This window comes from Roseibium aggregatum (assembly GCF_014692675.1).
Taxonomy (GTDB): domain Bacteria; phylum Pseudomonadota; class Alphaproteobacteria; order Rhizobiales; family Stappiaceae; genus Roseibium; species Roseibium aggregatum_C.
This window is the reverse complement of sequence record NZ_JABFCZ010000020.1, coordinates 89,434-109,486: the sequence shown is the minus strand read 5'-3', so window position 1 is coordinate 109,486 and position 20,053 is coordinate 89,434. Positions and strand designations below refer to the sequence as shown.

Below are 20,053 nucleotides of genomic sequence, written 5' to 3'. Positions count from 1 at the left end.
GACGGCGGAAAATCGGCCGATATTCGGTTAGAGTGCCGGTCAAAACCCAGCAACGCCATGGCTTTGCGCCATATCGCGGCACGCGAGGCCCAAAAGCATGGTGCCGTGCGCCGCGTCCCAAAACAGTGTGCAGACAAGGGCTTGCCCAGAAACCGCCCCGACAGGGTGCCGGTTTCCTTTATCTTGCCCTCCGCCTTTCCTTCCCTTTTTGCCCTTCCTGCCGGGAATGCTGCCAGGCGCACCCAAGCCTGACTGCACACCGGAAATGGACCGAACGAGCGCGTAAACGCCATGCTCATGGCTTGTCGCCATCGCTCGCAAGGGCCACGAATATGCCGCTGTCCTGCGGCTCCTGAACGGCGGGATCGCGCAGAGAAGCGGTTGCGTGGATGTCGCTCGATGGCTGATTAACCGCCGCTGAAATGCCGCCGGATTGCGCAACGAAGAGCGGGGCTTCGCGCCAATCCGGTGGCGGCGGCGGCACGATCGTCGGCACATCAGGCGCAGTCGCACTGCCGAGAACAGGTGCGAGCGTGGCGACATAGGCGCGTGTTTCTGCGGGCAAAGTGCGACCTGTCGCCAGATGCTCGTCATAGCGACCGGGACCGGCATTGTAGGCGGCAAGCATGGCCGCGACATTGCCATAGCGGTCCCACATCTCCCGCAGATACGCCGTACCTGCGAGGATGTTGTCACGCGGATCGTAAGGATCGCGCCCGAGGCCATGGCGGCTGCGCAGGCCCGCCCAGGTATCGGGCATGACCTGCATCAGTCCCATCGCGCCTGCCGATGAAATGGCGCGCACATCGCCCGCGCTTTCCACACGCAGCACGGCCCGAATCCACTGCTCTGGAATGCTGAAACGCTGTGACGCCTCTGCAATGAAAGCAGCATGGGGATGCGCGGTAACAGGCGCGGGTTGCGGCGTGACCTGCGCCATGGCCGGCATCGAGCCGCTGCCAGCCGACAGAAGGGCCGTGAAGAGAAGAAGGGCGAGGGATCGCATGATCTCAGTCCCGATCTTCGCGGGGCCGCGGGCGGCTCCAGTGCAGTGACCATGACGAGCCGGTGTCGTCATCGCGGAACAGATTGGCGCGGATCGGCTGCGGCAAGGCGGGATCGTCGAGCAGCACCGAGAGATATTCGCCAGCCTTTTCGCCGGTGCGTTTCCATGCAGCGCCGACCTCCGGCCCGTCATGTTCAATGTAATGGACGCGATAGTCCGGCGCATTCTCCGCATCGGAATGTTCAGCGGGCACGATGACGAGATCGCGCTTCATGGTGAGCGTGACGAGCTGACCGGCGAAGCCGGATGCGTCACGCGCGAATTGACCGATCTGTGGCATGGTGTGTCTCCTGTGTTGGTGGATTTGGCGTGGGTTCAATGCGTGGCCGCCCGCCATTCGTAGCGGCCATCGCCTTCCTCATCGGTCCAGAGCGGGAGCGCCCGGCCGATGACGGAACTGGCGGGAACAGGTCCGAAGTAACGGCCGTCGAGGCTGTCCCGGATGTCCCAATTCATGAGGAAGAGTTCGCCGTCGCGGATGATGCGGCAGCCCTGCCAGACCGGCAGATCGCGGCCCATGCGGTCGTGCTCCAGCGCATCGCCCATCTCGACGTTATCGACGGTGATCGTCGCACCGCTGCGGCAGACGCGCTGTCCCGGCAAGCCGAGGACGCGCTTCAGCAGCGGCACGCCCCGCCCGATATAGCCGCGCTCGACCATGAACCGCTGCAGCGGTTCGGGCGGCGCGATGACGACGAGTTCGGGAACTTCGAGCGCATCGGCGGGAGCAACTATGTAGAAGCCGATGGGCGCGCTGGCGGTTGCATTCCAGATCAGCCGGGTTGGCTGATCGGCAACCGCCGTGGCGACAAGCGTACCGACGGCCAGCATGGACACGGCGAGTATATGACGGCGGCTCATGGCGCGATTCTCTCGCGGCTGACCCATGCGGCATGGCGCTCCGGGGTGTAGGGATTGGGTTCCTGACCGGCACTCAAATGGTTGTGGACGTGCCGCCAATGGTCCGGCGCAACATCCGCCGGATCGACGCCAAGCGCGTCCACGGCATCAATCAGGGCCAGCACCCGCTGGACCTTCGGCCAGCCATCGATACGCAGCAAAATCGCGCCGCCGGGACGAACGAAGGGCACGGTCTGGTACGGTTCGCCACGCCCGGCGGCGCGCAGGATGTCGAGCCGCGAAACGATGGTGCCGTAATCGTTGGAGGCCCAGCGGACGAAGGCGAAGATGCTTTCGGGCGCAAAACCGATCAGACTGCGGCGGCGGTCGATGATCTGCTCAAAGCTCTTGCGGCCGAAGCGTATCCAGCGCTCGACCTTCTTCTTCTGGAAGGTCAGTTCGACCATTGTGGTGAACGGGGCAGGCCCGTTCGCCAGCGGGTGTTCATGCGCAGCGCGCGCGGTTTTGCCGGTCATGGCTTATCTCCTTCGGTGGGTGGAAACTCGCGAGCCAGCAGCTCGCGCAGCATCACGGCGACGGTGACGCCGCGCCGGAAAGCGGTAACCTTGATGCGCCCGCGCAGTTCGGGCGTGATGTCGATGGTCAGACGGGCGGTGAACGCCTCCGCCGCCGTCTTGTGTGTTGCCGGCGCATCGGCGGCTCTGACCCAGCTATCGGGATTGCCCGGACGCGATGCGAAGCCGGATTTGACGGGCAGACGTGTCATGGCACGATCTTCCTGATACCGAGGCCATCGATCTCGGCCACCAGCGCTGTGACCTCCTGTGCGGCCCGTTCGCCGCCATCGGTTTCGGAGACCAGCCGTCCGGTCTGTGCGGCGTCTGCAAAGGCGACACGCTGGCCGACCGTTGTGGCCAGCAACGGCGGATCTTGGTCCGCCAGTGTTTGGGCCGTTTCGCGGGCGATGACTGTGCGCGCCCCACATCGGTTCAGCAGAAAGCGGGCGGCAAGCTCGGGACGATAGATGCGTGCTTCGCTCAGAAGCGCCAGCATTTCGGCTGATGCCCAGCCGTCAAAGGGGGATGGCTGCACCGGGATCAGCACCAGATCAGCTGCAAGCAGCGCAGAGCGCATCAGACCAGCGACACGGGGCGGACCATCAATGACGACATGATCCGCGTCACGCGCCAGTTCCGGCGCCTCCCTGTGCAGGGTATCGCGGGCAAGTCCGATGACGGTGAACAGCCTTGGCAGCCCTTCATGGCTGCGCCGCTCCGACCAGTCGAGTGCGGAGCCTTGCGGGTCGGCATCGATCAGGATGACGCGCTTGCCTTCCGCGGCCCAAGCTCCGGCGAGATGCAGCGCCAGCGTCGTCTTGCCCACGCCGCCTTTCTGATTGAGGAGCGCGACAATCATCGCCGTCCTCCCGGTTTGCCGAGAGGAAGTTCAGGCGTGCTTGTTGACGCGGGCGATCCTTGCTTTGGGGGTGTCAGCTTGCCTTTATGGGCACCCGATCTGAGGGCCGCACCAGCCTTCGCGATGAGCTTTTCCACATCGCGCCGCCGCTCTTCAAAGTTAGATTCTGTGTTAGACTCTAAGTTAAGGGCGCGATTTTCGCTTTTGTTACCGAAGGATAGGAGGTGTTTGGGTTCCCGATAGCACGAGCCTCCGGTTCCTGATGGCACGATAGTCCGGGTTCCCGATAGCACGAGACTATCCACAGGTTTTCCACAGGCCGGGACAGGCTCGAAAGCGAGCAGCATCCGGCCGCCGGTTTCGACCTCGGCGAACAGGGTGTAGCCGGGCAGTGGCTGGCGGCGGATAATGTCGCGCAGCTCGAAGGCGAAGCGCTTGAACGGCGACAGACTGCCCGATTTCTGGTGCAGGTGACGGAAGTCGAACCGCCAACCGTTTTTCTGCCGCCCACCATGCTTGCGCACCAGGCGATAGAGCCAGCGATCCAACCCGCCGGTCAGATTGAAATAGGCCCGGTCGATGGTGAGGATCAGGGCGTCATCCAGAACCGCACTGTAGAACCAGTCAGGCACGATCATCTCGATGCCGTCCGGGCGGCCATTGGCATCGGTCAGCTCGTGCCATTCGTTGATCCACGAAAAACGATGTCGCCGTCCATTCGCGCGCTGGCGGATCGAGGTTGCAACCGTGGTCGATTGCAGCCGGTCCAGCGCCGCCTTCAGACGCTGATAGTCCCTCAGGGAGGTTCCGCGCCCTGTGAATGTCAGGATTTCATAAGGCGTTGCCGCCATCAGGCGCGACGTGCGCAGACCGGCGTCCCGCGCTTCCACGATCTGGCTGGCCGCCCAGATCAGTATATCGGCGTCCCAGATCGTCGCCATACCGTGATCGGGAACAGCTTCGACACGGATCGAGACGTTGCCCAAGGCAAAGTCAATCGGGCGGATACGGTGCGATTTGGAAAGGGAAAAGAAAGGATAGGCCATGAGATCCTGCGCGTCTCGTGGCGCGAGTTCACCGGGAAGCGCCCGAAACAGATCGAGTTGCCCGCGTTCCGAGGCGGATGGGTGCTGCGCTGCCATAGAGGGCTGACCGCCGTGTTCAGCGCGTAATGCGCTTGGGCGAGGTGAATGCGGTCGGCGGTAGAGGTTTCGCCGGGAGAACCTGTCCGCGTGGGTCCGACGTGGAGGTAACCGATCCGCGCGCAACCCAGGCTGCGAGATCCTCGACCGAATAGACAACGCGGCCGCCGAGCTTGTGATAGGCAGGTCCCGTTCCGTAGGTTCTGTGCTTTTCCAGCGTGCGCGCGGACAGACTGAGGAAATCGGCGGCTTCCTTGGTGCGCAGGTAGCGTGGCGGCAAGGCGGCGAGATCAGGTCGCATGGGGTGGCCTCCGTGGTTGTGCAGGATGCCGCTGACGATCAACGGCATGACATGCGCACGGTGGCGAAGGCGCGGCGGCATGGGGGATGAGGAAGATCGAAGGGGTAGAATCCTCACCCTCGATCAGACGTCAGTGTCAGGGTTTGCGACGATGGCGCAAAAGGTCCTGATAACCGCCGTCGATCAGCGCGGCGGCAGATCGGACAAGGGCGATGACAGAGGCGCGCAAAGCCGATGTCTTCCACGGCTCAGCGCGAACGCGCGCCTCTCCGTAGATGGCGATGGCAATCTCACGATAGGTCGCGTGGTTGGCGTTTCCGTCGGCAGCTTGCATCATCAGGCGAAACCGCCGGCGCTGATACGGCGTCATCCTGGGGTCGCGGCGCGCGGGTTTCCCGGCCAGCATGTGCCAGAGCCTGAGAATGGCTTCGAGCCGATCCGGCAGATTTTCGTCAAGTGGCAGGATGATCGCCGGCTGCGAATTGGCATCGGTGCCGGTGAGGGTCAGATATTGAACGCCGTCTCTGGCATCACAGACACCATATGTCCCCTCTGGTCCGCAGATGGCATCAGCAAGATCGACCGATAAGGCGGACGGAGAAGGCGGAAGAAAATCGGGCGCTGCCCCGAGCATCAGCATGTCCGGATTGGCAACAGGCGACCAGATGACCGGTTGGTCGAGCGCGGAAAAGCCGGGGTCTGCCGGGAAATCGCAACCCCCAGCGATGTTGGACGTGATCCGCAAGGGGAAGATGCCCGGCGCCTTGCGCTACAAGGTCATCGAAACAGGCCTGATAGGACGCGTTACGGCGCAGGCATTCCCAGGCGACGCCCTCAACGGGCAGCGCATCGTAGAATTCATACTGGTCCTGGTCTCGCCAGCGGGATGTATCCGGCTTCATTGCTCCGCTCCTGGTTGAAACTGCACAGGTGGAGCGTGAAAGAATTGCGGTGCCTCTACCGAGATGGAAGCCAGAACAAAGACATGGGGTGATGCTCTGAAGGCATCACTGGTGCGACGGCGGCGAGGTCAGGTCCGATCTGTCGGATGACGCAGCAGCTGACGATAGCCGCTCTGTGTCATCCAGCGCGCCCGTCCCAGATGGCTGTCATGGACCTGCCGGGCGCGTTCCGGTTCCCGAACAGGATCAATTCCGAACAGCACATTGACGGCTTCGGCCCATTCCGCCCCATCATCGGCGGCATCGAGCAGCCGCATATAGAGCTTGATATGCGCGCGGTCATATTCGGTCAGCTCGTCGCTAACAGGTGCAATATCGTCGAAGGGGGGAAGCGGAGATGTCATGTCGCGGGTCGCCACAGAGCACAGGCCGCCGCAGCGGATCGATGATTCCGCCCGCGCCCGTCAGGCGTCATGGATCTGTCGGTGTCTCTTCTCGTCTTGGCCATGTACCAGCAACACTCCTTGCCCGCGATCCGTGGACAGGAGAACAATCCCTGCTGCTTCAAGCGCCCGGCGCACCTGATCCCGCGTTGTCTCATACACCTCGAGCCGGTTCTCGGACTCAAGGCGTTTCAGGGCAGTCAGCGATATTCGGGCCTTGTCAGCGAGCGTCTCCTGCGTCCAACCCAGCAACGCGCGTGCGGCCCGCGACTGTCGAGCGGTGATCATGCATGATCACCTCCCATCGCGACCGGCGCGCATTCCAGAACTACGGCTATTTTAGTCGTCTTCGCCCGATACGCCATACGAAATCGTCGAATCTGGTCAGGGCGTTATCTGCACGGCTGAGCATGCAGCCCGACTGATTCGCCTGTATGCCGCAATTGCAGCACTTGTGCTGGCCGTAACGCCGACCAGCGCAGAATGATCCCTAAACGCTCCATGGGAAATGATAGCGATATGTTTGGAGATCATTTTCTTTGCGTTTTGCGCTGGATATGGTACCCATCCAGATCAGTGCAGCAAAAATGATCCGTAAAGGCATCGCATGAAGGCGGAAGAAGAAACACTGAGGCTGATCGGCGACCATTTTCGCCGCGCGCGTCTTGCAGCGGGGTTGACGCAGGAGCAGGTGGCCGATCTTGCGGGCATTTCGCGCCCGCGCTACCGCGACATCGAGACGGGGGCGGCGGCTGCGCGCACCACGACATTGATCAACATTGCCAGGGCGCTTGGGCTGGAAATGATGCTGGTCCCGCAGGCAATGGTGCCCGCCATCGAGGCGCTTTTGCGCCCCGAGGCCGAGGATGATCATCCGGCCTTCAGCCCGCAACCGGAGAGCGACGATGACAGCCGTCCGTACCGCTGAGACCATCACCGCGCTGGACGTGTTCCTGAACAGTGCGAAGGTTGGCACGATCGTCAGGACGCCGGGTGATTTCAACGCCTTCAGCCTTGATCCGGCCTATCGCGCGACTGGAGGCCATCCGGTTCTGAGCCTATCCCTTCGCGCGGCATCAGGGGGCTTGCGCAAGGATCCGCGACCCGTCGCAGGCAGCCTGCCGCCCTTCTTTGCCAACCTGCTGCCCGAAGACCGGCTGCGCGAGGCGATGGAAAAGCACCATGCGGGTAATGTGCGGTCGGGGAATGATTTCGATCTCCTGGCCACCCTTGGTGCGGATTTGCCGGGGGCCGTTCGGGTGCTGCCCAGTGACGGTCAACCCGGCATCGGGGCGGCGCCAACCCAAGGACGGCCCAAGGCCCGCTTCTCGCTGGCAGGCGTGCAGATGAAGCTCTCGGTGATGAAGAACACCGGCAAGGGCGGCGGGCTGACCTTGCCGCTCGGGGATGACGAGGGCCAATATATTGCGAAATTCCCCTCGACCGCCTTTCCGGGCGTGTCGGAGAACGAGTTCGCGAACCTCGCGCTTGCCGAAGCCATCGGCATGAATGTGCCCGAGCGGGAACTGGTCAGCCGAGACCAGTTCGAGGGCATTCCCGAAGAGTTTGAAACACTTGCCGAGGGGCTTGTCCTGCTCGTGCGGCGTTTTGATCGCGGGGCAGACGGGCAGCGCATCCATATCGAGGATTTCGCGCAGGTTTTCGGCCTGTACCCGGCGCGCAAATATGATGGCGCCGCCTCCCACGACATCGCCTCTGTGCTGAATGTTGCGATCTCGCCGTTCGCCGCGCTGGAGTTTGTCCGGCGGCTGACCTTCTCGGTGGTCATGGGCAATGGCGACATGCACCTCAAGAACTGGTCGCTGATCTACCCGGGCGACGGCGACACGCCCGCTCTAGCACCGATCTACGACATGCTTTCGACCGTGCCCTATATTCCGGCAGATGGGCTGGCGCTGTCTCTGGGCGGCGAGCGGGCCTTCAAGGGCTTGGCCCCGGCCCGCTGGAAGACGTTTGCCAATCGGGCAAGGCTTCCCGAGCCAGCCGTGCTCAAGGCCGTTGTCGAGACGGTGAAACGCATTGATACGAAATGGTGGACACTGCCGGAGCGCGAAGTGGTCCCGCCGCCCGTGCTGGAGCGCATCGACGCCCATGTCAAAACCATCATCCCGATCCTAAGCGCCTGATCCGTGCCAGACACGACAGGGCGCGGTGGCGTGACGACTTTCCCGCGGACATGAGAAAGGCCCCGACCTTGCGGTCGGGGCCTTTGTGCCGCGCCTTAGTCGCCGCGGCGACCGTTGGGGCGGGACCAGATGAGGGAGAAGGTTTCGCCTTCTTCGTCATCGAAGAGGTTGGCGTAGATCGGAGCGTTGAAGCTCGGATCGTCCAGCTTGAGGCCGAGATAGTCGCGGCCCTCGTTGGAGCGCTTGGACCAGGCGGCGCCGATCTCGGCGCGGCCGACCAGAACCCGGTGGCTGGGGGCGTTTTCGCCGGTAGCGCGCAGGTCGGGGATGATGCGCACGCCCTTGGCCTGGACGCTGAGGGTGACGATGTCGCCGGTGAATTCGTTCGAGCCGGTCTTCTTGAAGGTGCCGATGGTTGCCATTTTAAGTCTCCGTTTTCCGTTTCCGAGCCCGCACCATTGCGGCCTCTATGGCGATCGACCGGCCGGAGACGAACGCTGGCGCACCCCCTCGGGGGCTGGACAGCACAGGAGGAACTTTCTTGTTCCGCGCGGAATGGCGGCTCTGCCGTCAGGGGAAGAAAGTTGTGACGACGCCGTTGCGCTAAAGCGGTCGAAGCGCATCGCGCTGCTCTTCGGCCAGATCAGGCCATTGAAGAGGCCGTTTGGAGTGGTCGAGACACGGGGGCTGAACGGAGATGTGGCAACCTTGAGGCTCCATCAGGATGACCTGACCGGCAACACCGGCCTTTCCTGTCACCCTGCGTCTCAGATCATGCGCATCTCTGCTTCCGGCCTGTTCCACCGGCATGCCACCACCCGCGGGTTCCCGTCAGTCTGCACGCGCTGGTGCCGACCGTCCTGCGCTCCTATGGGCCGCGTCTGTGCCCCAGGTTGATCCGGTGATTGGCCGCTGTCTGTCACCATTTTCCTGACGAAGACGGAAGACGATCAGCATCCGCTTCTGGTCGCCATCAACGGATCATTGCGGTTCAGGTTCGTGCAAAGCCGCCGTCCGCGTGGTCGGTTGCCGCCATGCCCGCAACGCGCAGGAACGCCGTCACGCCCACCGCAACCGCTCCGATCACCGAGAAGATGAGTTGCCATATCTCCGAGGGCATCATGTGCTTGACAATACCGAGCGTGGCGTAAAATCCGGCCATTCCCGCCGGAGCGACGAAGGCCAGAGCAATCAGCAGACGCGCCCACATCGGGCGGATCAGCATGAGCAGGCCCTGACCAACAGCCAGCGTCAGACCGGCGGCGAGAAGACCAACGACGATGCCGCCGAGCCAGCCAGCCCCAGTATCATAGGCCAAGGCGCCTGCATTCAGGCCAATAAAGAACGGCAAAGCGAATACGGCGAGATTGAACAGCAGCCAGCACATGGTGCCGATGGCTGCGATGGAAACGAGGATTCCGAGAACGATCATGGTGGTGTCTCCGTGCAAAAGGTTGGACGGTTGCGCCTTCCACCACCACCATGGCGCAATCACAGCATAGCAGCATTCCTCTCACCGCGCGAGAAGCGATGGCTTTCGAGGCCAGGCCTGTCCGAAAACTCGCAGTTTGAATGAGAAAGCTTATGCGTCTGGTGGACCAGTATCTGCTGCACCTCTACGATGACCATATCGTTGGGCGGAAGGATGCGGGTTAAAGCTATGGCAGAAGTCGATTGGTCAGATCGGGCATTTTATGATGACGGCGAATGGGTGACATGGTCAGACATTGACGAACAGCTTCGTCACAAGGAATGGGGAGCGAAGTATCCAAACGCCATCCGATCAATGATCCCGTATTTTGAGGACCTGATCTCACTCGCCGAGAGCTACCATCTGGAGACGGGCCTGCATTTATCGGTGTATGGCGACATCGGTGAGCTGTTCGGTGCCATCACCTACGGCATCAAGTTGAACAAGACCTACGCGCAAGGTTCGGACGGCAAGCTCGAAAATGATCATGTCGAGATCAAAACCATCACTCCTTTCAAGAGCAAAGACGTGGTGATGGTGGATACATCAAGGCATTTCAGCAAGCTGCTCGTGGTCAAAATTAATGCGGAATTCCAGGTCTCCGGGCGAATGGTCAGCCGCAAGCAATTGCCAAAGCGCTCAGGCCGTTATGTCCGAATTCGTTGGGACGACCTGGCGCTATTGCAGTAGTGCTTATGCTGAACAGGCAGCGCTCACGCGCTGCCGGTCCCGAAGCGATAAACCGGGATACCCATCTTGCGAGCCTTGTCGGCCAGATTGTCCTGAATGCCCGTGCCGGGGAAGATGATGACCCCGATCGGCATGATGCCGAGCATCTGGTCGTTGCGCTTGAACGGCGCCGCCTTGGCATGTTTAGCCCAGTCAGGTTTGAAGGCGACCTGCGCGACTTTGCGATTGCTGGCCCAGGTGGCCGCGATGCATTCCGCGCCCTTGGGCGATCCACCGTGCATCAGAACCATGTCCGGGTGCTTGGCATGGACCTGATCGAGCTTGGCCCAGATCGTCCGGTGATCAGTCGTGTCTCCGCCCGAGAAGGCGATCTTTGGCCCGGCGGGCAACAGCACCTCGTTGTCGGCCCGGCGTTTGGCGGCGATGAAGTCGCGGCTGTCGATCATGGCCGAGGTCATCTGGCGATGGTTGACCCGTGAACCGGAGCGTTGCGACCAGGGCGTTCCGGTGGTGCGCAGATAGATGTCCGCGGCAGTCTCGCGGAAGATTTCCATGCTGTCACGGCGCTCGATCAGGCTTTGTCCCGCGCCGATCAGGGTTTCCAACTGGACGGATTTAACCTCGCTGCCGTCCTGTTCGCGTTGAAGGCGTTTCTGCGTCTGCTCGTTATCGTCAAGCTTGCGCTCGATCCGTTCGACAGCGCGGTGGAAGGTGTTGACGGTGGACCAGAGGATTTCGTCGAGGTCGAAATCGAGGCTGGTGTCGGCCATGGTGGAAATCAGGGCGTCGAAGATGTCGGAGACTGCCCCCTGGATGACGTGATCTTCGGGTGTGATCCGGGGATCGGCCTCGTCTTCGGAGGGGCGGTAGCCGTAGAGTTCGAGTTCTTCGATGGCATGGCCGGTCGGGGACGTGCTGTGATCGGGTTCGAAATCGTCGTGTGCGTACATGGGATGCTTCCGTCAGTTGGACCGCGACCGTCGCGGCCTTCATGGCGAGACACGCCCACGGGCACTCCGGTCTGGCAGCACGAGCCTCTGGCGAGGGCCTTGATGGCAAAGCCCGACTGATTTGTTTCGCGCTGTAAAGGCGGGCTTGCCCGCCGACGGAAATCAGTCGGGCGCCGCCATTGCCTGACCGGAGCGTTTGTGGGCCGATCGCCCTCTCGGAAGGCCAAGGCGCGGTCCTCTTCTGATGACAGGCAGCCTGCGCGCATGACCGGATCGGAACGCCCCCGATCACGGCCCCATACCGGCTATGCTATTGAAGCCATGAAGCGGCTGACGTCCTCGGGGGCGATTTGCACCCGGATCTCTGCTCGAACGGCATCCAGCCCATGAGTTACGAGATCTTCGTTGAAGTCCCCCATCATGGGCGAGAGCGTGATGGTCTCGATTCCGACCTCGTGCGCCCGGTCCACCAGGCTATCGCGGGCGCTGTTCCCTGCCGGATCGTTATCACGGACGATATAGAGCCTGCGCAGTTGTGGCGGGAACAGAATAGCGGCGAGATGTCCGGCCGAGAGTGCGGAAACCATCGGCATGGTGGGCAGAGCCTGACGCAGTGACAGGATGGTTTCGATACCTTCCCCTGCTGCCATGACATCGTGCGCATCACCGAAACGAACCGCATGTCCGAGCAGGTCGCCCATTGCCTTCCTTGGCGGATCGACAGGTGCCTTGCCGGAACCGTCCGGGGCCAGCCAGGTGCGGTGCGCGCCGGTGATCCTGCCATCGAAGTCGGTGACGGCGGCGATCATGGCGGGCCAGGCTTGCGTCGGGGCATCGTCCTCGGGCCGCCAGTAGCAGTTGGGATGGAAACGCAGATTTGCGGTTTGGCGTATATCCGTCATCCCGCGTCCGCGTAAATACGCTTCTGCGGTACTGCCGATCAGCGGCTGTGTCATGCGCCAGAGTCGGCGTGCGGCCTCCGATGATCCCGATGGTGCTGGCGGGCGGGACTGACGGGATGGCGGCTGCGGTTCAGGATGCGGCAGGCTGAGGAAGCGCCGGGCTTCTTCGGCAACGTCTGTGAAATCGATCAGACCGAGCGAGTCCCGGATCACGTCCAGCAGATCGCCATATTCCCCCGTGGCCGAGTCCTGCCATTTACCGGCAATGCCTTTCACGCTGTCGTGCAACCGGACGAACATGGAGCGGCCAGCCGTGTTTCGGACATCGCCAACCTGCCAGTAATTGCCCTGTTTGCGGCCATTGGAGAGATAGTGGCGGCACACCGCCTCGGCCTGTCGGCCGAGACGCTGCGCCAGTTCGGAAGCGTTGAGACGCGCCATTATGCGGCCTCCCGCTCACCGATGCGCTCAACCGGGAAGCGGTCAAGCAGTTTGCCGATGATCTCCGGCCCCGTTGCATCGACGGGCACGAAGAAGCGCAGTTTCCACGAGATGATCTCACTGAAGAGGCCATAGGCTCGCAGCCGGTCACGCATCGCATCAGTAAAGCCGGTCAGTTCGATCCGGTTGGCGCCCATGACGCGGACGCGGCGCAGTTTCAGCCCTTCGGCGAGATCAAGGATCGTGCGACCTTCGATCAGCGCGGCATAGGCGGCATCCGGTGTCAGGTTGTTGGTGACGCCACTGGTCGAAGCATTGGCGGCCCAGGCCGGCGATACCCGGCGACCGATGATGCGTTCGCCCTCGTCGGTCTGGAGCCGATAGACGCGGGCGGAGTCCTGCGGCAGGCGTTTCCAGATCGGCAGAAGCAGCCCTGACACCATATGCAGGATGCTGTCGGTGAACTCCGGCACCTGGGCCAGTTCCGCCTTCCAGGCTGTGGTGAAGGCGGCACGGTCAGCCTCGATCCAATGGGTCTCGCCCATCGCCCGCACCGGAATGTTCATCGCTTCCATCGGCCGGATCAGCCGCACGCGCCTTTCGATCTCACCATCATCCAGCATGACGCTGGTGGTCGGGACCTGAACGGCAGCGCGACCGGATCGCTCGTTGATGAGCAATCTTGCGCGGGGATCATCCAGTTCCGCCAGGGCGGCATTGAGCGTAACCGGCTGATTGCGTTTGCGCTCGGTGAGCGTCAGGAGCCGGGTTTCCGCGCCGGTGCCCGGATGGGTGTGGATGACCTGCCGGTCTGTGACGATGAAGCTTTCGGCCTTCAGCGTCTCCAGCCCCATGTCATAGGTGCCGGATGCGATTGCTCCGTCGATCCGTGCCTGCAGAAGCTGCTCGAAGGCCGAGAACAGGATGCCCTGCAATTCGATGGTCAGCGCCAGCAGGCGGTTGAGGAAGGTGGTGATCGGCGGCAGTTCGTCCTTCACACCGGTGCTGTCCATCAGCTTCAGGCCGGTGGCGGATTCAAACCGTTCGAGCGAGCAGCCCTCGACCTTGCCGCGCACGATCAGCAGATAGAGCTGGCGCAGCGCGTCGCGGGCATAGGCGGATTCCAGATTATCCTCCGGACGGAACAGCCCCTGACCGCCGGTCTGGCGCTGGCCGCGCGTGATCGCGCCCAGCGTGTCGAGACGGCGGGCGATGGTCGAGAGGAAGCGCTTCTCGGCTTTGACATCCGTAGCGATGGGGCGGAAGAGCGGCGGCTGCGCCTGATTGGTCCGGTTGGTGCGGCCCAGCCCCTGAATGGCGGCATCTGCCTTCCAGCCTGGCTCCAGCAGGTAATGCACGCGCAGCCGCTGGTTTCGCGCCGAGAGTTCGGCGTGATAGCTGCGCCCCGTGCCACCGGCATCCGAGAAGACCAGAATGCGCTTCTGATCATCCATGAAGGCCGAAGTCTCGGCAAGATTGGCAGAAGGCGCACGGTTCTCGACGGCTAGGTGGGCCGCTGCTCCAATACCCTTGCGCACGATCCGGCGTGAGCGGCCCGTGACCTCCGCCACAATATCCGTGCCGAAGCGCTGCACGATCTGGTCGAGCGCACCGGGGACAGGCGGAAGCGAACCCAGCTGCTCCAGCATCTCGTCGCGCCGCGCCACCGCTTCGCGGCATTCCACCGGCTGACCATCGCGGAAGACGGGGCGTGACGACAGGTTGCCCTCGCCATCGCTGAAAGGTTCATAGAGCTGCACCGGAAAGGAATGCTGCAAATACGAGCCGACATATTCCCTCGGAGTGACATCGACGGAAATATCATTCCATTCCTCGGTGGGGATCTCGGATAGCCGCCGTTCCATCAGCGCTTCGCCGGTCGAGACGATCTGGATGACGGCCGCATGGCCCGCTTCAAGATCGGCATCAATGGACCGGATCAGGGTCGGGGTTTTCATGGAGGTCAGCAGATGGCCAAAGAAGCGCTGCTTGGTGCTTTCAAAGGCCGAACGGGCGGCGGATTTGGCCTGCCGGTTCAGCGTCCCCTCGCTGCCGGTGATGTTGGCGGCTTCCATCGCCGCGTCCAGGTTCCCATGAATGACAGCGAAGGCGGCAGCATATGAGTCGTAGATGTGCCGCTGTTCGTCCGTGAGCTGATGCTCGATCAGTTCATATTCGACGCCATCATAGGAGAGTGAGCGGGCGGTATAGAGGCCGAGAGATCGCAGGTCGCGGGCCAGGACCTCCATGGCCGCAACGCCACCGGATTCGATCGCCTCGACGAACTCGGCGCGGGTCTGGAACGGAAAGTCCTCACCGCCCCAGAGGCCGAGGCGCTGAGCATAGGCGAGATTGTGGACGGTGGTGGCGCCAGTCGCCGAGACATAGACGACGCGGGCGTCGGGCAGCGCGTGCTGAAGCCGCAGGCCCGCACGTCCCTGCTGCGAGGCGGCGACATCACCGCGTTCACCTTTTCCGCCACCGGCATTCTGCATGGAATGGCTCTCGTCGAAGATAATGGCTCCATCGAAATCGGACCCCAACCATTCGACGATCTGCTTGACGCGGGAAACCTTCTCGCCCCGGTCATCGGAGCGCAGCGTGGCATAGGTGGTAAACAGGATGCCTTCCGATAGCGTGATCGGCTTGCCCTGCGGGAAGCGTGACAGAGGTGTGACAAGCAGCCGCTCCATGCCGAGCGCCGACCAGTCGCGTTGCGCGTCCTCGATCAGCTTGTCGGATTTGGAGATCCAGATCGCCTTGCGGCGCCCTCGCAGCCAGTTGTCGAGAATGATGGCGGCGGACTGGCGACCCTTGCCAGCGCCGGTTCCATCACCGAGCATGAAGCCCCGGCGAAAGCGGATCGATCCGGCAGCATCCTCGGGCGCGGCGCTCACATTGTCGAAATGCTCGTCCACGGTCCAGGCGCCGGCGAGATGATCGGCGTGGGCTTCACCGGCATAGATCACCGTTTCAAGCTGGGCGTCCGACAGACGCGCGCAGATGTCGGGCGGCAGCATGGGCTGGTAGGAAGGCTTGGGCGGTGCGACCGAGGCCATGGCGGCGGATTGCACCAGCTTGGTCGGATGCGGCTGTGCACCAGCGATACGCAGCGATTGCAGCGCATATTCCTCATAGATCGCGTCGGACAGGCGAGCGCCTTCCGGTGGCGTCCAGTCCACGGTCTCATAGGCGAGTTCGACGCCATCAGGATCATTGGCCGAAGCAGCGACAGATCGCGTAGCCGCCGAGCGAGCGAGATAGCCCCGCACGGTCTTCGGCGCGGTGGCCGAAGCGGAAACCACGATCTTCGGCAATGACACTGGCAGGCGCGGCGGAACCTGTTCCTCGATCCATCCGATCAGCGTGGCAACATCAGGCGCGATCCCCGGCGAAGCCGGCAAACTGGCGGGATCGTCGGCGGGCAGTTTGTCGATAACGGTCAGCCGCGTGTCGATCGTGGTGCCGTGCTTTGCATAGACCGCACCATCGACGGCAGCGCTGAACACCACGCGGCCACGGGCCTGCAAGCGGATGAAGGCGTCCCGCCATGCCGGAGCTTCGGGGCCAAAGCCAGCGCCGGTGATCGTCACCAACCGACCGCCGGGAGCAAGACGGGCCAGTGCCGCGGCAACATGGCGATAGGCCGCATCCGCGACACGCCCGCTGACATTGGCCATGACCGAGAATGGCGGGTTCATCAGCACCACGGAGGGGACAGCATCCGGAGCCAGATGATCATCGATCTGGGCGGCGTCGAAGCGGGTGACGGCAAAAGCCGGAAAGATCTGGGCAAGCAGATCGGCCCGGGTCTCGGCCAGTTCGTTGAGGATCAGCGAGCCGCCGATGGTCTGCGCCAAGATCGCCAGAAGGCCGGTGCCCGCCGATGGTTCCAGCACCCTGTCATCGGGCGTAATCGCGGCAGCCGTCAGAGCGGTAAGGCCGAGCGGGATCGGCGTCGAAAATTGCTGGAAGTTCTGGCTTTCCTCGGAACGTCGGGTCTGCGTGGGCAGCAGCCCCGCGACCTTTGCCAGCACGGAAATCCGTGCAGCCGGAGACGCGGCTTTACGGAAAAGCGCCTTTCCGTATTTGCGCAGGAAGAGGACCGTGGCGACCTCGCAGGCCTCATAGGCAAGCTTCCAGTCCCAGACGCCGGTAGCGTCAGATGCGCCGAAGGCCGTTTCCATCACACCGCGCAGGATGGCAGCATCGACGCGCTGACCGCGTTCGAGATGGGGGAGCAGATGATTGGCCGCAGCCAGAATGGCGGGCGCAGCCGCCATTGGCGTGACCGGATCGGTCACGGGGAACACCATGTTCATGTCTGGAACCTCAGGAGAGCGAAAAGGACAGGTCCGAACAGCGCTCTCTCTCGACCGCCCGGACTTAACCCCTTCCGGCCCGCCTCTGACTCTCAAAGCGCAGCTAAAAAAAAGCGCCCCGACCGGACGGTGGGGCGCTTGTCAGTGTCTTCTCGGGATCATCCGAAGCGGCGACCAGCTGCGGTGAAGGTGTATTCATTGGCGGCAATGGTTTCATCGACAGCCTCGTCCGAGGACAGATAATCATACTCGCGCTCAAGCTGGCGGTAGAGCCAGCGGGCCAGATCGCGCAGCGCCTCGATGACCGCCTCCTCGGCATCAGCGGTCATGTCCTGCCAGGTCGGGCTGTCGCGCTCGACCGTGATCGACATGCAGTATTCGTGATAATAATGGCCGCGATGGCTGGCATCGGCGCGAAGCTGATAGAAATTGCGGCGCTGGATCGCCTGAAGGGCATCGGCGATGCGGTGCAGTTCGGTGTCCTGCGGGGCGTATTCTCTGATCCGGCGCGGCCCATGTTTCTGGTAGGAGTACCAGGATTCAAAGCAGGCACCGTCACCTTGTGAACAGAAGCCGCGGAACCAGATGCAGGGTTCCTGCCGTGTGCCGCCGCCCATCAACCGGACGGCACGGGTCTTGAGCTTCAATCCGAGGATTTCCGTGATGCGCTGGAAATCCTCGTAGACGGCATCGTACCAGTCATAATCGAAGCCGCCTTCGCGATACCAGGCGCGGGCCTTGTCCTTCGCTGCATCGGACAGCTCATCGAGACGATAGACGGTGGTTTCGATGATCTCAGGCATAGGGATCGCCTCCCTCCAGCACGGTGGAAAGCCAGCCGTCGGTATAGATCCAGTCCACCGTTTCGCCGGTGGCAAGATCGAGGACATGCGCCCCGCCACCAAATCCGTCGATACGCGGTTTCGAGCAGCTGTTTGCGTACTGGAAACCCCATAATCCGCTGAGGCCAAATTCGGCAGCGCAGCGTTTGACAAACTGAACGACATGCTCGGGATCGCCGGTGACATCATCGCGCATCCAGAGTTGCGTGCTGCCATGTTCTGGCTGGATGGAAAGCAGGAAGCCATCTGAAGGCGGATCCTCAACGGCATTGTCATCCGCCAGAGCGTTGTAGAGATCAAGCGCGCGGGCGGCGTTTTCGGGGGTGCCCACGTCAAGCAGGCAGGAAAAGTGCGTGTAATAATCGGCCATGACGGTCTCCGGACATGACATGGCCCGGCGTATGGCCGAGCCGAATGGGATGGAATGGGTGAAGCTCAGGCGGCCTGCGGCAGGCGGAGCAGATCGGCCGAGGTTTCGCGCCAGAAGGGATCGACCAATCGGGCCTCCAGCGCAGCGGCGCGGTAACGCAGCCGTCTCGCATCGCCGGGGTCCGAAGCCCGGAACGCCATACCGCGCAGGCGGCTGGCCTCGGTCACGATCCTGCGTGCCTCGGCATCGGACGCGACTGGCTGTTGCCAGAGGATAATGCCGGCGCGGATTTCGCCGGCGAGGACCAGGCGCTGATCTCGGTCCTGAATGAGCATGATGCGCGGCTGAAAAAACGGGAAGCTGTCCGGCCCCGTGCAAATATTACCGCGCGCCACGCGCAAGGCTGCGGTCTGTATGGCCTCGTCCAGTGATGGGCATTCCCCAAGCGGGATCACGCGGTCAAAGCTGTTCGCCGCGTCACTGGCGTCATAGCTGGCCGCGCCGAGGCATGAGATGCGCAACGGCAGCTTTTGCGACCGATAAAGCGCGGGCAGAACATCGGCAGCCAGAATCTGACCGATGGAACGGAAGGTTTCGGAACGGGCAAAGGTCATCGGCATCACTCCATGACGGGCGCCGAAAAGCCTCTCTCTCCAGCCATCAACCCGTCACGGCCGAACGGCCCGCACTCTTCCTCTCTGACCGGGCTTGTTCCCGGTTCCGCTGCCGACGATGGGGGGCCATCTTGAGGCAATGAAGGCCCGAAGCGCGGGTCTCCGCGCTCGGGCCGTCGGGGATGAGGCGCTTTCGCGCCTTACTCCCACGGGTCCAGCTCCAGCTTCACCATGTCGTCGTCGCCGTCGAACTCGGCGGCGGGGCAAGCGGCGTGGGTGCCGTCTCCGGCCTGAAACACGACAATCGAAACCATCAGCGTGGCGGCAAGGCTGGCGGCGAAGGCGGTGGCATCTGCATAGGACATGGGTTCCGGCTCCTGTCTTTGGAGGCGGGGGACCATCCCCCGCGCGACAGGCGCCCGAAGTGTCTGACCGGATCTGCAATCACCCTCGGGCGTTCGGACTTTTTCCGAATCCCCGAGGGCGGCACGCGCGCGTAAGCCGACCCCTTCGGGGTTGAATGTCAAAGAGACGGATCGGACCAAGGTTTGCGAATGGAAGCGGGGGTGGTTTTTCGCATCTGACAGGATGCCGGATACCCGTCGCAGATGCTCTGCCGCGCCAGCCTTGCCACCATGCTGGCATCAGGATCGTGTTCCGTTCAGGCCAGAGATGGCTGCCGCTTGCCCTGATGGGGACGGCGGATTGTATGGTGAAGCCGGATTGGACCCGTCCGGTGCAGACCTCCCACCTTCACGGCCCAACACCCTGCGATCGGGTCTTCAGCTCCAAAGCCCATCGGCAATCTCGCGGGCAATCATCGCGCGCGCCTTCATCATCAGATCATCGCCTGAGGTGTCGATATGACCGAAGAAACGGGCACGAGCGCCATGAGCTGTCCATTCGGCGTAGCGGCAATATTCACGGGCATCGAGCCGGAAGACGCGCATGTCTTCGGCCCAATGGGGCTTTGGCTCCACAACAACGGTCATGCCGTCGCGGCTTTCCTCCCAGGGCAGGGTGCGCTCCGATAGGGAATGTTCGCGATCCTCAAGAAAGATTTGATCGACGTCGATGATGGCGGGCATGGAAGCGCTCCAATGAAAAAGCCCGATCACAAGGACCGGGCGAGTTGCGGAAACGGAGGGTGCAAACGGGACAGCCGAAGCCACC

General features: G+C 62.6%; 25 protein-coding genes. 3 read left to right on the top strand and 22 right to left on the bottom strand.

Features of this window, described 5'->3' with window-relative positions:
- Positions 1-295: 295 nt before the first annotated feature.
- From HK439_RS18160 to HK439_RS18110, 12 genes are all read right to left on the bottom strand, one after another.
- Positions 296-1,006: a lytic transglycosylase domain-containing protein gene (locus tag HK439_RS18160; RefSeq protein ID WP_038146338.1), complete on the bottom strand. Its 711-nt coding sequence runs from the start codon at positions 1,004-1,006 to the stop codon at positions 296-298.
- Between the two features lie 4 nt (positions 1,007-1,010).
- Positions 1,011-1,346 (bottom strand): DUF736 domain-containing protein, encoded by a 336-nt coding sequence (locus tag HK439_RS18155; RefSeq protein WP_038146343.1) that lies wholly within the window; start codon positions 1,344-1,346, stop codon positions 1,011-1,013.
- Between the two features lie 35 nt (positions 1,347-1,381).
- Complete coding sequence (locus HK439_RS18150) at positions 1,382-1,927, bottom strand: S26 family signal peptidase (RefSeq protein WP_038146346.1); 546 nt, start codon at positions 1,925-1,927, stop codon at positions 1,382-1,384.
- Positions 1,924-2,442: a DUF2840 domain-containing protein gene (locus HK439_RS18145; protein WP_038146355.1), complete on the bottom strand. Its 519-nt coding sequence runs from the start codon at positions 2,440-2,442 to the stop codon at positions 1,924-1,926. The genes HK439_RS18150 and HK439_RS18145 overlap by 4 nt, the downstream gene beginning before the upstream one ends.
- A complete protein-coding gene (locus tag HK439_RS18140) occupies positions 2,439-2,693 on the bottom strand; it encodes a hypothetical protein (RefSeq protein ID WP_190292903.1) in 255 nt (84 codons plus the stop codon). The genes HK439_RS18145 and HK439_RS18140 overlap by 4 nt, the downstream gene beginning before the upstream one ends.
- On the bottom strand, positions 2,690-3,343 hold the full coding sequence (gene parA, locus HK439_RS18135; protein ID WP_100237033.1) for a ParA family partition ATPase: 654 nt from the start codon (positions 3,341-3,343) through the stop codon (positions 2,690-2,692). Before parA ends, HK439_RS18140 begins: the two co-directional genes overlap by 4 nt.
- The gene (locus HK439_RS18130) at positions 3,340-4,485 is read right to left on the bottom strand and encodes a replication initiator protein A (RefSeq protein WP_081874955.1); all 1,146 of its coding nucleotides are present in this window, start codon (positions 4,483-4,485) and stop codon (positions 3,340-3,342) included. Before HK439_RS18130 ends, parA begins: the two co-directional genes overlap by 4 nt.
- A 19-nt stretch (positions 4,486-4,504) precedes the next feature.
- Positions 4,505-4,786, bottom strand: a complete 282-nt coding sequence (locus HK439_RS18125; RefSeq protein WP_010336149.1) for a helix-turn-helix transcriptional regulator — start codon at positions 4,784-4,786, stop codon at positions 4,505-4,507.
- A gap of 136 nt (positions 4,787-4,922) precedes the next feature.
- Positions 4,923-5,420 carry a DUF2285 domain-containing protein gene (locus HK439_RS18120; RefSeq protein WP_235987994.1) on the bottom strand — a complete coding sequence of 166 codons (498 nt, stop codon included), beginning with the start codon at positions 5,418-5,420 and terminating at the stop codon, positions 4,923-4,925.
- Positions 5,356-5,688, bottom strand: a complete 333-nt coding sequence (locus HK439_RS26960) for a transcriptional regulator domain-containing protein (RefSeq protein ID WP_231958351.1) — start codon at positions 5,686-5,688, stop codon at positions 5,356-5,358. The genes HK439_RS18120 and HK439_RS26960 overlap by 65 nt, the downstream gene beginning before the upstream one ends.
- 128 nt (positions 5,689-5,816) lie before the next feature.
- On the bottom strand, positions 5,817-6,092 hold the full coding sequence (locus HK439_RS18115) for a DNA -binding domain-containing protein (RefSeq protein WP_020818552.1): 276 nt from the start codon (positions 6,090-6,092) through the stop codon (positions 5,817-5,819).
- A 60-nt stretch (positions 6,093-6,152) separates the two neighbouring features.
- Complete coding sequence (locus HK439_RS18110; RefSeq protein ID WP_020818551.1) at positions 6,153-6,419, bottom strand: helix-turn-helix domain-containing protein; 267 nt, start codon at positions 6,417-6,419, stop codon at positions 6,153-6,155.
- Between the two features lie 319 nt (positions 6,420-6,738).
- Between HK439_RS18110 and HK439_RS18105 the strand changes: the two genes are divergently transcribed.
- On the top strand, positions 6,739-7,059 hold the full coding sequence (locus HK439_RS18105) for a helix-turn-helix domain-containing protein (protein ID WP_009450556.1): 321 nt from the start codon (positions 6,739-6,741) through the stop codon (positions 7,057-7,059).
- Positions 7,037-8,278, top strand: coding sequence for a type II toxin-antitoxin system HipA family toxin (locus HK439_RS18100; RefSeq protein WP_024899153.1), 1,242 nt, complete (start codon positions 7,037-7,039; stop codon positions 8,276-8,278). The genes HK439_RS18105 and HK439_RS18100 overlap by 23 nt, the downstream gene beginning before the upstream one ends.
- Before the next feature lie 95 nt (positions 8,279-8,373).
- Here the strand turns inward: HK439_RS18100 and HK439_RS18095 are convergent, their stop codons facing one another.
- Positions 8,374-8,700 (bottom strand): DUF736 domain-containing protein, encoded by a 327-nt coding sequence (locus HK439_RS18095; RefSeq protein WP_038146388.1) that lies wholly within the window; start codon positions 8,698-8,700, stop codon positions 8,374-8,376.
- A gap of 569 nt (positions 8,701-9,269) precedes the next feature.
- Positions 9,270-9,710: a hypothetical protein gene (locus tag HK439_RS18090; protein WP_038146389.1), complete on the bottom strand. Its 441-nt coding sequence runs from the start codon at positions 9,708-9,710 to the stop codon at positions 9,270-9,272.
- Positions 9,711-9,938: 228 nt separating this feature from the next.
- On the opposite strand from HK439_RS18090, the gene HK439_RS18085 reads away from it, so the two are divergent.
- Entirely contained in the window at positions 9,939-10,439 is a 501-nt protein-coding gene (locus HK439_RS18085; protein WP_038146393.1) for a hypothetical protein, read from the top strand.
- A gap of 23 nt (positions 10,440-10,462) precedes the next feature.
- On the opposite strand, the gene HK439_RS18080 is transcribed toward HK439_RS18085, so the two are convergent.
- The 8 genes from HK439_RS18080 to HK439_RS18045 all read right to left on the bottom strand — a co-directional run bounded on the left by HK439_RS18080 (position 10,463) and on the right by HK439_RS18045 (position 19,968).
- Complete coding sequence (locus HK439_RS18080) at positions 10,463-11,389, bottom strand: DUF2493 domain-containing protein (RefSeq protein WP_038146396.1); 927 nt, start codon at positions 11,387-11,389, stop codon at positions 10,463-10,465.
- Between the two features lie 305 nt (positions 11,390-11,694).
- Entirely contained in the window at positions 11,695-12,732 is a 1,038-nt protein-coding gene (locus HK439_RS18075) for a DUF7146 domain-containing protein (protein ID WP_106754604.1), read from the bottom strand.
- Positions 12,732-17,054 carry a strawberry notch-like NTP hydrolase domain-containing protein gene (locus HK439_RS18070; RefSeq protein ID WP_038146400.1) on the bottom strand — a complete coding sequence of 1,441 codons (4,323 nt, stop codon included), beginning with the start codon at positions 17,052-17,054 and terminating at the stop codon, positions 12,732-12,734. Before HK439_RS18070 ends, HK439_RS18075 begins: the two co-directional genes overlap by 1 nt.
- 158 nt (positions 17,055-17,212) lie before the next feature.
- A complete protein-coding gene (locus HK439_RS18065; protein WP_100237026.1) occupies positions 17,213-17,857 on the bottom strand; it encodes an antitoxin of toxin-antitoxin stability system in 645 nt (214 codons plus the stop codon).
- The gene (locus HK439_RS18060) at positions 17,850-18,266 is read right to left on the bottom strand and encodes a hypothetical protein (RefSeq protein WP_038146402.1); all 417 of its coding nucleotides are present in this window, start codon (positions 18,264-18,266) and stop codon (positions 17,850-17,852) included. The genes HK439_RS18065 and HK439_RS18060 overlap by 8 nt, the downstream gene beginning before the upstream one ends.
- A gap of 65 nt (positions 18,267-18,331) precedes the next feature.
- Complete coding sequence (locus HK439_RS18055; RefSeq protein WP_038146716.1) at positions 18,332-18,880, bottom strand: hypothetical protein; 549 nt, start codon at positions 18,878-18,880, stop codon at positions 18,332-18,334.
- Between the two features lie 200 nt (positions 18,881-19,080).
- Entirely contained in the window at positions 19,081-19,245 is a 165-nt protein-coding gene (locus HK439_RS18050) for a hypothetical protein (protein WP_009450567.1), read from the bottom strand.
- Positions 19,246-19,662: 417 nt separating this feature from the next.
- Positions 19,663-19,968: a hypothetical protein gene (locus HK439_RS18045; RefSeq protein ID WP_038146403.1), complete on the bottom strand. Its 306-nt coding sequence runs from the start codon at positions 19,966-19,968 to the stop codon at positions 19,663-19,665.
- Positions 19,969-20,053: the final 85 nt, after the last annotated feature.

Excerpts from the sequence above, each read along its gene's own strand:
- HK439_RS18160 (WP_038146338.1), bottom strand. The coding sequence starts at position 1,006 with ATGCGATCCCTCGCCCTTCTTCTCTTCACGGCCCTTCTGTCGGCTGGC.
- HK439_RS18155 (WP_038146343.1), bottom strand. The coding sequence starts at position 1,346 with ATGCCACAGATCGGTCAATTCGCGCGTGACGCATCCGGCTTCGCCGGT.
- HK439_RS18150 (WP_038146346.1), bottom strand. The coding sequence starts at position 1,927 with ATGAGCCGCCGTCATATACTCGCCGTGTCCATGCTGGCCGTCGGTACG.
- HK439_RS18145 (WP_038146355.1), bottom strand. The coding sequence starts at position 2,442 with ATGACCGGCAAAACCGCGCGCGCTGCGCATGAACACCCGCTGGCGAAC.
- HK439_RS18140 (WP_190292903.1), bottom strand. The coding sequence starts at position 2,693 with ATGACACGTCTGCCCGTCAAATCCGGCTTCGCATCGCGTCCGGGCAAT.
- parA (WP_100237033.1), bottom strand. The coding sequence starts at position 3,343 with ATGATTGTCGCGCTCCTCAATCAGAAAGGCGGCGTGGGCAAGACGACG.
- HK439_RS18130 (WP_081874955.1), bottom strand. The coding sequence starts at position 4,485 with ATGGCAGCGCAGCACCCATCCGCCTCGGAACGCGGGCAACTCGATCTG.
- HK439_RS18125 (WP_010336149.1), bottom strand. The coding sequence starts at position 4,786 with ATGCGACCTGATCTCGCCGCCTTGCCGCCACGCTACCTGCGCACCAAG.
- HK439_RS18120 (WP_235987994.1), bottom strand. The coding sequence starts at position 5,420 with ATGCTCGGGGCAGCGCCCGATTTTCTTCCGCCTTCTCCGTCCGCCTTA.
- HK439_RS26960 (WP_231958351.1), bottom strand. The coding sequence starts at position 5,688 with ATGAAGCCGGATACATCCCGCTGGCGAGACCAGGACCAGTATGAATTC.
- HK439_RS18115 (WP_020818552.1), bottom strand. The coding sequence starts at position 6,092 with ATGACATCTCCGCTTCCCCCCTTCGACGATATTGCACCTGTTAGCGAC.
- HK439_RS18110 (WP_020818551.1), bottom strand. The coding sequence starts at position 6,419 with ATGATCACCGCTCGACAGTCGCGGGCCGCACGCGCGTTGCTGGGTTGG.
- HK439_RS18105 (WP_009450556.1), top strand. The coding sequence starts at position 6,739 with ATGAAGGCGGAAGAAGAAACACTGAGGCTGATCGGCGACCATTTTCGC.
- HK439_RS18100 (WP_024899153.1), top strand. The coding sequence starts at position 7,037 with ATGACAGCCGTCCGTACCGCTGAGACCATCACCGCGCTGGACGTGTTC.
- HK439_RS18095 (WP_038146388.1), bottom strand. The coding sequence starts at position 8,700 with ATGGCAACCATCGGCACCTTCAAGAAGACCGGCTCGAACGAATTCACC.
- HK439_RS18090 (WP_038146389.1), bottom strand. The coding sequence starts at position 9,710 with ATGATCGTTCTCGGAATCCTCGTTTCCATCGCAGCCATCGGCACCATG.
- HK439_RS18085 (WP_038146393.1), top strand. The coding sequence starts at position 9,939 with ATGGCAGAAGTCGATTGGTCAGATCGGGCATTTTATGATGACGGCGAA.
- HK439_RS18080 (WP_038146396.1), bottom strand. The coding sequence starts at position 11,389 with ATGTACGCACACGACGATTTCGAACCCGATCACAGCACGTCCCCGACC.
- HK439_RS18075 (WP_106754604.1), bottom strand. The coding sequence starts at position 12,732 with ATGGCGCGTCTCAACGCTTCCGAACTGGCGCAGCGTCTCGGCCGACAG.
- HK439_RS18070 (WP_038146400.1), bottom strand. The coding sequence starts at position 17,054 with ATGAACATGGTGTTCCCCGTGACCGATCCGGTCACGCCAATGGCGGCT.
- HK439_RS18065 (WP_100237026.1), bottom strand. The coding sequence starts at position 17,857 with ATGCCTGAGATCATCGAAACCACCGTCTATCGTCTCGATGAGCTGTCC.
- HK439_RS18060 (WP_038146402.1), bottom strand. The coding sequence starts at position 18,266 with ATGGCCGATTATTACACGCACTTTTCCTGCCTGCTTGACGTGGGCACC.
- HK439_RS18055 (WP_038146716.1), bottom strand. The coding sequence starts at position 18,880 with ATGACCTTTGCCCGTTCCGAAACCTTCCGTTCCATCGGTCAGATTCTG.
- HK439_RS18050 (WP_009450567.1), bottom strand. The coding sequence starts at position 19,245 with ATGTCCTATGCAGATGCCACCGCCTTCGCCGCCAGCCTTGCCGCCACG.
- HK439_RS18045 (WP_038146403.1), bottom strand. The coding sequence starts at position 19,968 with ATGCCCGCCATCATCGACGTCGATCAAATCTTTCTTGAGGATCGCGAA.